The organism is Oleiphilus sp. HI0125, assembly GCF_001635355.1.
The window spans coordinates 1-714 of the sequence record NZ_LWGF01001505.1 but is presented as its reverse complement, the minus strand read 5'-3'; the positions used below and the strand labels follow the sequence as shown (position 1 = coordinate 714).

The following is a 714-nucleotide window of genomic DNA, read 5'->3' as shown; positions in this document are numbered from 1 at the left end:
TGATGTCGTCAATCAATTCGGCAACAGCAGCACCGATCATGTTGTTAGCGATCTGATCACAGACATGGGCAACGCGGGAATCAATTCTCGTGTCAGTAACTGCCCTACACTTGATTTGGCACTAGTCGCTTCAGGCCAACTTGATGCAGCCCTACTTACGTCGGCAAAATCAGAAAACCTTGAAGCTGCTTTGTTGATCTGCCAAGAAGCTGGCGCCCTCGTTGGTGACCTTGCTACTGGAATGATTAATTCAAATAGCCGTTCCGTTGTTGCAGCCAACCCTAAGTTGTTCAAAACAACACTGCAGCGCTTTAGCGGCTACGCAAGTAAGTTACAAAGTTAAATAGCTTTGCTTTACTCCAAACAATAAAAAACCAGCTAAGAAGCTGGTTTTTTATTGTTCATCACTATTTGGTGCTTAAGGTTGCACTTCACGTTCAGCACGCTTGCGATCTTGTTCCTCAAGCTTTCTCAGATCCGCTTCACTTGGACCTTCGTCAAACTCCTCTCCATCTTTATCAACAGGCGGAAGAAGATCTTCTTTGGTGACCGCCATTGCAAGCAAGATATTACTTGCCACATAGATTGAAGAGTATGTACCTACTAAAACACCAATCAAAAGAGCTTTAGCGAAGCCATTGATCATCTCTCCACCCACAATGTATAACGCAATCAACACTAGGATTGTTGTCAACGAGGTCACCAAGGTACGCG

The 714-nt window shown here is 44.7% G+C and carries 1 protein-coding gene and 1 pseudogene; one reads left to right on the top strand and one right to left on the bottom strand.

Annotation, left to right across the window (positions count from 1 at the left end):
* Positions 1–343: inositol monophosphatase (locus tag A3762_RS25285; RefSeq protein WP_369820721.1), on the top strand; the 343-nt coding region annotated here is incomplete at its 5' end.
* Positions 344–418: 75 nt separating this feature from the next.
* On the opposite strand, the pseudogene A3762_RS25280 reads toward A3762_RS25285, so the two are convergent.
* Positions 419–714: pseudogene (locus A3762_RS25280) on the bottom strand (protein translocase subunit SecF); the annotation flags it as partial.